We start from the raw sequence: 8,518 nt of genomic DNA on the forward strand, positions 1-8,518 counted from the left end.
ACATCTGCAAGGTGCTGCGCGACAACCAGCTGCCGCGGCAGCTGCGCCAGGCGGCCTCGGCCGAGGAGGCGCTCGCCATGCTGCAGGCCTCGGACCAGCCGGACGCGTAAGCGGGCGCCGCCGATGATACCGCGCCGGGGCGGGGCAGGAGGCCGCGCCCCTCGGGGATGATCCGCCAGCAGTGACGGCGGCGTCCTCGTGGAAGACGACAAGACGAGACGAGGAGAGCCCGGCGCCCGATGCCTGACGCCCTGTACCTCTCGGCGGCGATCGCCCTGCCGTTCCTCGGCGCGCTGGTTTCGGCGCTGCTGCCCGCCAATGCCCGACGGTGGGAGGCCTGGCTCGCCGGCGGCGTGGCGCTGGCCGCGCTGCTGATGGTCTGGCTCTGCTATCCGGCGGTGACCGGGGGCGGGGCGGCGCGGGTCGAGATCCCCTGGGTGCCGCAACTCGGCCTCAACCTGGTGCTGCGGATGGACGGCTTCGCCGCCGTCTTCGCGGTGATGGTGGCCGGCATCGGCTTCCTGGTGGTGCTCTACGCCCGCTACTACATGTCGTCGGACGACCCGATCCCGCGCTTCTTCGCCTTCCTGCTGGCCTTCATGGGCTCGATGATGGGGCTGGTGCTGTCGGGCAACCTGATCCAGCTCGTCTTCTTCTGGGAGCTGACCAGCCTCTTCTCCTTCCTGCTGATCGGCTACTGGCAGCATTCGGCCGCCGCCCGCGACGGCGCCCGCATGGCGCTGACGGTGACCGCGACCGGCGGGTTGGCGCTCTTCGCCGGCATGCTGCTGCTGGGGCATATCGTCGGCAGCTACGACCTGGACGTGGTGCTGGAATCGGGCAACCTGATCCGCGAGCACGCGCTCTACCTGCCGGCACTGGTGCTGATCCTGCTGGGCGCCCTGACCAAGAGCGCGCAGTTCCCCTTCCACTTCTGGCTGCCCCAGGCCATGGCGGCGCCGACCCCGGTTTCCGCCTATCTCCATTCGGCGACGCTGGTGAAGGCCGGCATCTTCCTGATGGCGCGGCTCTGGCCGGTCATGGCGGGCACCGACGAATGGTTCTGGATCCTGGGCTCGGCCGGGATGATCACTTTGATCCTGGGCGCTTACGTCGCGATCTTCCAGCATGACGTGAAGGGTCTGCTGGCCTATTCGACGATCAGCCACCTCGGCCTGATCACCCTGCTGCTCAGCCTGAACAGCCCGCTGGCCATGGTCGCCGCCATCTTCCACACCATGAACCACGCGACCTTCAAGGCCTCGCTGTTCATGGCCGCCGGCATCATCGACCACGAGACCGGCACCCGCGACATCCGGCGCCTGTCCGGGCTGAACAAGACCATGCCCTTCACGGCGCGGCTGGCCCTCGTCGCCGCCGCCGCCATGGCCGGCGTGCCGCTGCTCAACGGCTTCATCTCCAAGGAGATGTTCTTCACGGAAGCCCTGACGGCCTCGACGGCGCCGACGCTGCTGCACAGCATCATGCCGGTGGCCGCGACCATCGCCGGCATCTTCGCGGTGACCTATTCGCTGCGCTTCATCCACGGCGCCTTCTTCGGCCCCGACACCGGCGACATGCCGAAGGTGCCGCACGAGCCGCCGCAATTCATGCGCGTGCCGGTGGAAGTGCTGGTCTTCGGCTGCATGGTCGTCGGCATCCTGCCGGCCGCCACCATCGGCCCCTTCCTCGACGTCGCCGTCCGCTCGATCCTGGGCGGCGAGACCCCGGAATACAGCCTGGCGGTCTGGCATGGCGTGAACCTGCCGCTGGTCATGTCGGTGCTGGCGCTGATCGGCGGCGTGGTGCTGTACCGCCTGCTGCAGCGGCATTTCTCCACCGGGGTCGAGGGCACGCCGCTGCTGCGCGGCCTGGACGGCCGGCGCATCTTCGACCAGGCCATGGTCTTCCTGTCCTGGCGCTTCGCCCGCACGCTGGAGCGGCTGCTGGGCACCGCGCGGCTGCAGATGCAGCTGCGGCTGATGGTGGTGGTCTGCTTCGGCGCCGCCGCGCTGGCGCTGCTGCCGCAGGGGCTGGCGCTGGGCGGCGTGCAGCTGACCCGGGTCGACCCGGTGGTCGGGCTGATCTGGGCGGCGGGCGGCCTCTCGGCGATCGGCGCCGCCTACCAGGCCAAGTACCACCGGCTGGCGGCGCTGATCCTGCTGGGCGGCGCCGGCCTCGCCACCTGCCTGACCTTCGTCTGGTTCTCCGCCCCGGATCTCGCGGTGACCCAGCTGCTGGTCGAGGTGGTGACCACGGTGCTGCTGCTCCTCGGCCTGCGCTGGATGCCCAAGCGCATCGAGCTGCCCGGCAGCGACCGGCTGCTGGCGCGCCTCCGCCGCTACCGCGACTTCGGCATCGCGGTGGCCGCCGGCGCCGGCCTCACCGCCATCTCCTACGCCACCATGACCCGCGCCTCGCCGGACGGCATCTCGCGCCACTTCCTCGAGCGCGCCTATGTCGAGGGCGGCGGCACCAACGTGGTCAACGTCATCCTGGTCGATTTCCGCGGCTTCGACACGCTGGGCGAGATCACCGTGCTCGGCATCGTGGCGCTGACCGTCTTCGCCCTGCTGCGCCGCTTCCGCCCGGCCCCCGAGAGCATCGGCATGCCCGACCAGCAGCAGGCAGGCGAGGCGCGCGACTGGCTGGCGGTGCCGGCGGTGACCATGCGCCTGCTCTTCCCGGTGATCTGCCTGGTCGCCTTCTACCTGCTGCTGCGCGGCCATGACCTGCCGGGCGGCGGCTTCGCCGGCGGGCTGATGCTGTCCATCGGCATCCTGCTGCAATACATGGCCGGCGGCACCCGCTGGGTCGAGGACCACCTGCGCGTGCATCCGCTGCGCTGGATGGCGGCGGGGCTGCTGCTGGCGGCCGGCACCGGGACGGCGGCGCTGTTCTTCGGCCGGCCCTTCCTGACCTCCTACTTCGCCTATGCCGATCTCGGCATCCTGGGCAAGCTGCCGATGGCCAGCGCCATGCTCTTCGACATCGGCGTCTTCGCGCTGGTCTTCGGCGCGACGGTGCTGATGCTGATCGCCATCGCCCACCAGTCGGTGCGCAGCCAGCGCGCCGCGCCCCCGCCGCCGCCTTCCACCGCCCTGCCGGGAGACGATTGATGGAACTGATCCTGGCGCTCGCCATCGGCGTGCTCGGCGGCTCGGGCGTGTGGCTGCTGATGCGGCCGCGCACCTTCCAGCTGATCATCGGCCTGTCGCTGCTCTCCTACGCGGTGAACCTGTTCATCTTCAGCATGGGCCGCTTCCCGGTCGGCAAGCCGCCGATCCTGGAGCCCGGCATGCGCGGCGACCCGGCGGTCTTCGCCGACCCGCTGCCGCAATCCCTGGTGCTGACCGCCATCGTCATCGGCTTCGCCACCACGGCGCTGTTCCTGGTGGTGATGCTGGCCGCCCGCGGGCTGACCGGCGGCGACCATGTCGACGGCCAGGCGGGGCGCGACCGCTGATGCTGGCAGCGCTGCAGAACAACCTGGCGATCCTGCCGATCCTGGTGCCGCTGCTGGCCGGCGCCCTGATGATCCCGATGGACGATCAGCGCGGGCGGCTGCGCGCCGGCCTCGGCATTCTGTCCGTCCTGGTCCTGCTGGGGACGGCGCTGGCCCTGGCCACCCAGGCGGAGACCGGCGCGGCGACGACCGTCTATCGCCTGGGCAACTGGCCGGCGACCTTCGGCATCGTCCTCGTCGTCGACCGTCTCTCCGCGCTGCTGCTGGTGCTGACGGCGCTGCTGGGCCTGGCCGCGCTGACCTTCTCGCTGGCGCGCTGGCAGCGGATGGGCGCGCATTTCCACGCCCTGTTCCAGTTCCAGCTGATGGGGCTGAACGGCGCCTTCCTGACCGGCGACCTGTTCAACCTCTTCGTCTTCTTCGAGGTGCTGCTGGCCGCCTCCTACGGCCTGGCGCTGCACGGCTCCGGCGTCGCGCGGGTCAAGGCCGGGCTGCACTATATCGCCATCAACCTGGCCGCCTCGCTGCTGTTCCTGATCGGCGTCAGCATGATCTATGGCGTGGCCGGCACGCTGAACATGGCCGACCTGGCCGCCCGCATCCCTTCGATCCCGGCCGAGAACCGCAAGCTGCTGGAGGCGGGGGCCGCGATCCTCGGCATGGCCTTCCTGGTCAAGGCGGCGATGTGGCCGCTGGGCTTCTGGCTGGCCAATGCCTATACCGCGGCCAGCCCGCCGGCGGCGGCGATCTTCTCGATGATGAGCAAGGTCGGCCTCTACGCCATCCTGCGCCTGTCGATGCTGCTCTTCGGTGAGGATGCCGGCGCCTCCGCCGGCTTCGGCCACAATTTTCTTCTCATTGGCGGCATCGCGACGATCGGCTTCGGGGCGGTCTCGGTGCTGGCCACGCAGGATCTGGGGCGGCTGGCGGGCGCCAGCGTGCTGATCTCCTCCGGCACCTTGCTCGCCGCGGTCGGCGCCGGGCAGGTGGGGGTGACCACTGGCGCGCTCTATTATCTCGCGAGCTCGGCGCTGGCCATCGGCGCGCTGTTCCTGCTGATCGAGCTGATCGAGCGCGGCCGCGACGTCGGCGCCGACGTGCTGGCCGTGACCCTCGAAGCCTTCGGCGACGGCAATGACGACGAGGACGAGGAGGAGGACGAGGTCGGCGTCGCCATCCCCGCCACCATGGCCATCCTCAGCGCCTGCTTCCTGTGCTGCGCGCTGCTGCTGGCTGGCTTGCCGCCGCTCTCCGGCTTCGTCGCCAAGTTCGCCATGCTCAGCGGCATCCTCAACCCCGAGGGGCTGGGCCGCGGCCCGACCGACGTCTCCTGGGGCGGCTGGCTGCTGCTCGGCGCCCTGGTCTTCTCCGGCCTGGCCACCGTCCTGGCCATGACCCGCGCCGGCATCCGCAGCCTCTGGGCCACCTCCGGCCGCGCCGTGCCGCGGGTGCGGGTGATCGAGATCGCGCCGGTGCTGCTGCTGATCGGCCTCTGCATCGGCATGACCGCCGGCGCCGGCCCGGTGCTGCGCTACATGGAGAACACCGCGGAAGCGCTGCATGCGCCGAAGGATTACCTGCGCCAGGTGAACGGGGGTCGCCAGTGAAGCTGCCGTCCATGACGCAACGGGCGATGCGCTGGATCCTGCCGCATCCGATCCTGTCCACCGGCCTGCTGCTGATGTGGCTGCTGCTGGAGCAGACGCTGCGCCCCGGCCCGCTGCTGGTCGGGCTCGTGGTGGCCTTCTTCGGCGGCCATGCCCTGGGGCTGCTGCAGCCGGAGCGGATGCGCATCCGCCGCCCGGGCCTGATCCTGCGGCTGGCGGGGCGGGTGCTGGTCGACGTGGCGCGCTCCAACCTGGCGGTGGCCCTGGTTGTGCTGAAGCCGCGGCCGGAGCGCCATGCCGGCTTCATCCGCGTGCCCCTGGCGCTGCGCGATCCCAACGCCCTGGCGGCGCTGGCCTGCATCATGACCGCGACCCCCGGCACCGCCTGGGTCGAGTTCGACCTCGAGGATGGCGAGCTGCTGCTGCATGTGCTCGACCTGGTCGACGAGGGCGAATGGCTGCGCATCGTCAAGGAGCGCTACGAGCAACCGCTGCTGGAGATCTTCCAATGAGCCAGATGATCTTGAGCTGGTCGCTGCTGGTCGCCCAGGTGATGCTGGGCCTGGCCATGGTCGGCCCGCTCTGGCGCGTGCTGCGCGGCCCGCGCGCCCAGGACCGGGTGGTGGGGCTCGACACGCTCTATGTCACCGGCATGCTGCTGGTGCTGACCTTCGGCATCCGCTCCGGCACGGTGCTGTATTTCGAGGCGGCGCTGGTCATCGCGTTGCTCGGCTTCGTCTCCACCGCGGCCCTCGCCAAGTTCCTGATGCGCGGCGAGGTGATCGAATGAACGGCGCCGCCGACCTGCCGCTGGCCGTCGCCATCCCCGTGGCGATCCTGCTGGTGCTGGGCGCCGCGCTGTCGCTGATCGGCTCGATCGGCCTGCTGCGGCTGAAGAGCTTCTATGAGCGCGTGCATGCGCCGACCATCGGCACCTCCTACGGGCTGGGCTGCGTGCTGCTGGCCTCGATGGTCTTCTTCACCGTGCTGCAGACGCGGGTGGTGGTGCATGAGATCCTGATCGGCATCCTGGTCGTCATCACCACGCCGGTGACGCTGATGCTGGTGACGCGCGCCGCCCTGCACCGCGACCGGCTGGAGGGCAATCCGGAAGCGCCGCCGCCGGTGCCGCGGACGCCGCCGGAGGACTGATCGCCATCCCGGGGCCGGGTGAATCTTTGTTCAGCCCCGAAAAAACCTGACCCTGGGGCGCGGCCTTCGGCAATCATGCCGGCAGGCCGCCCGGCAGAGGCGGCCGCGAGAACCGATCACGGCCTGCTTCCTGTCCTGGGGATATCCACGAATGCTGAACCGTCGTGCGCTGCTCGGCAGCGCGCTCGCCGTGCCCGCGGCCCTCGCCGCGCCGCGCGCCGCCCGCGCCGCCACCGAGCTGCGCTTCATCCCGCAATCCGACCTGGCCACGCTGGACCCGATCTGGACCACGGCCGACGTCACCCGCAACCACGCCTTCATGGTCTTCGACCAGCTCTACGGGCTGGACGACAAGCTGATGCCGCAGCCGCAGATGGTCGAGGGCCATGGGGTCAGCCAGGACGGCAAGCAATGGGATCTGACCCTGCGGCCGGGCCTGCGCTTCCATGACGGCGAGCCGGTGCTGGCGCGCGACGCCGTCGCCTCGATCCGCCGCTGGGGCGCCCGCGACGGCTTCGGCCGCGACCTGATGGCGGCGACGGAGGAGCTGTCGGCCCCCTCCGACCGCCTGATCCGGTTCAAGTTGAAGAAGCCGTTTCCGCTGCTGCCGATGGCGCTGGCGACGCCGAACAGCATGTGCTGCATCATGCCGGAGCGGCTGATCGCCCGCGACGACGGCAAGCCGGTGACGGAGATGGTCGGCTCCGGCCCCTTCCGCTTCCTCAAGGACGAGCAGGTCGCCGGCAGCCGCGTCGCCTATGCGAAGTTCGCCGGCTACGTCCCGCGGCCCGAGGGCGCGATCAGCTCCACCGCCGGGCCGAAGCAGGTGCATTACGACCGCGTCGTCTGGACCGTGGTGCCGGATGCCGCCACCGCCTCCTCGGCCATGGCCCAGGGCCAGTTCGACTGGTGGGAGAAGCCGACCATCGACCTGGTGCCGCTGCTGCGCCGCAACCGGCAGATGGCGGTGGAGGTGAAGGACCAGATGGGCTCGATCGGCTGCCTGCGCTTCAACCACCTGCACCCGCCCTTCGACAATCCGGCGATCCGCCGCATCGTCGTCTCGGCGGTGAACCAGCAGGATTGCATGGCCGCCTATGCCGGGGCCGAGCCCTCGCTGATCAAGACCGGCATCGGGCTTTTCGCCCCGGCCAGCCCCTATGCCAACGATGCCGGCCTGGCCGCGCTGGGCGCGAAGAAGGATGCCGGGTCGCTCGCCGCCGAGCTGAAGGCCGCCGGCTATGACGGCACGCCGATCGTCTTCCTGGCCGCCCAGGACCAGGCGAACATCGCCCCCGTGGCGCTGGTCGCCGGCGACATGCTGAAGCGCATCGGCTTCAACGTCGACTACCAGTCGCTCGACTGGGGCACGGTGGTGCAGCGCCGCGCCAGCAAGTCGCCCCCCGCCCAGGGCGGCTGGAATGTTTTTTTCACTTATCTCGGCTCGCTGTCGAACGTCCTGCCGGCGGCGAATATCGCACTCGGCGTCGGGCCGAGCTCCTGGCCGGGCTGGTGGACCTCGACCAGGCGCGACGGGCTGATGCAGCGCTGGTTCGACGCCCCCGACCTGGCCACCGGCCAGGCGGTCTGCCGCGAGCTGCAGGCGATGTTCTTCGAGGACCCCTCCTACGCGCCGCTCGGCATGTATGAGCAGCCGACCTGCTGGAACCGCCGCATCACCGGAATCCCCGAGGGCAATCCGGTCTTCTGGGGGGTGCGACCGGCCTGAAGCCAGGGCTGATATCGAGGATCGATACCGTTCGGTAGGTTTTTCTTCGCGGGCGCAGCAAAGTCCTCTTGCAATCGGGGAAGGCGGCGCCCACCCCTTTGGGTGACCGGGCCGCAGCCGCGGCCTTCCTTCCTGTCCGCCCGCGGAGAACCTCCCTTATGCCGACGCTTTTCGATCCCGTCCGGATCGGCGCCTTCGACCTGCCCAACCGCCTGGTGATGGCGCCGCTGACCCGCGCCCGCGCCACCGAAGCCGACCGCGTTCCCACCGCGTTGATGGCCGACTACTACGTCCAGCGCGCGAGCGCCGGGCTGATCCTGACCGAGGCCACCTCGGTGACGCCGATGGGCGTCGGCTATGCCCGCACTCCCGGCATCTGGTCCGAGGCCCAGGTCGAGGGCTGGCGCCGCATCACCGACGCCGTGAAGGCCGCCGGCGGCCGCATGGTGATGCAGCTCTGGCATGTCGGGCGGATTTCCGACCCCTCCTTCCTGGACGGCCAGCCGCCTGTGGCGCCCAGCGCCATCGCCGCCCGCGGGAATGTCAGCCTGCTGCGGCCGCAGC

General features: G+C 70.3%; 8 protein-coding genes. All 8 read left to right on the forward strand.

What is annotated here, in order from left to right; genetic code table 11:
* Nucleotides 1–239 precede the first annotated feature (239 nt).
* The gene (locus tag BKE38_RS22135; RefSeq protein WP_076959408.1) at nt 240–3,119 is read left to right on the forward strand and encodes a monovalent cation/H+ antiporter subunit A; all 2,880 of its coding nucleotides are present in this window, start codon (nt 240–242) and stop codon (nt 3,117–3,119) included.
* Nucleotides 3,119–3,466 (forward strand): Na+/H+ antiporter subunit C, encoded by a 348-nt coding sequence (locus BKE38_RS22140; RefSeq protein WP_076959409.1) that lies wholly within the window; start codon nt 3,119–3,121, stop codon nt 3,464–3,466. The genes BKE38_RS22135 and BKE38_RS22140 overlap by 1 nt, the downstream gene beginning before the upstream one ends.
* Complete coding sequence (locus tag BKE38_RS22145) at nt 3,466–5,073, forward strand: monovalent cation/H+ antiporter subunit D (protein ID WP_076959410.1); 1,608 nt, start codon at nt 3,466–3,468, stop codon at nt 5,071–5,073. The genes BKE38_RS22140 and BKE38_RS22145 overlap by 1 nt, the downstream gene beginning before the upstream one ends.
* Nucleotides 5,074–5,084: 11 nt before the next feature.
* Entirely contained in the window at nt 5,085–5,585 is a 501-nt protein-coding gene (locus BKE38_RS22150; protein WP_242662542.1) for a Na+/H+ antiporter subunit E, read from the forward strand.
* Nucleotides 5,582–5,863 carry a K+/H+ antiporter subunit F gene (locus BKE38_RS22155; RefSeq protein WP_076959412.1) on the forward strand — a complete coding sequence of 94 codons (282 nt, stop codon included), beginning with the start codon at nt 5,582–5,584 and terminating at the stop codon, nt 5,861–5,863. The genes BKE38_RS22150 and BKE38_RS22155 overlap by 4 nt, the downstream gene beginning before the upstream one ends.
* The gene (mnhG, locus tag BKE38_RS22160) at nt 5,860–6,225 is read left to right on the forward strand and encodes a monovalent cation/H(+) antiporter subunit G (protein WP_076959413.1); all 366 of its coding nucleotides are present in this window, start codon (nt 5,860–5,862) and stop codon (nt 6,223–6,225) included. Before BKE38_RS22155 ends, mnhG begins: the two co-directional genes overlap by 4 nt.
* A gap of 151 nt (nt 6,226–6,376) precedes the next feature.
* On the forward strand, nt 6,377–7,954 hold the full coding sequence (locus tag BKE38_RS22165; protein ID WP_076959414.1) for an ABC transporter substrate-binding protein: 1,578 nt from the start codon (nt 6,377–6,379) through the stop codon (nt 7,952–7,954).
* 158 nt (nt 7,955–8,112) lie between these two features.
* A partial coding sequence (locus BKE38_RS22170) for an oxidoreductase (protein ID WP_474104349.1) occupies nt 8,113–8,518 on the forward strand: 406 nt, incomplete at its 3' end.

Source organism: Teichococcus deserti (genome assembly GCF_001982615.1).
Taxonomy (GTDB): Bacteria; Pseudomonadota; Alphaproteobacteria; order Acetobacterales; family Acetobacteraceae; genus Pseudoroseomonas; species Pseudoroseomonas deserti.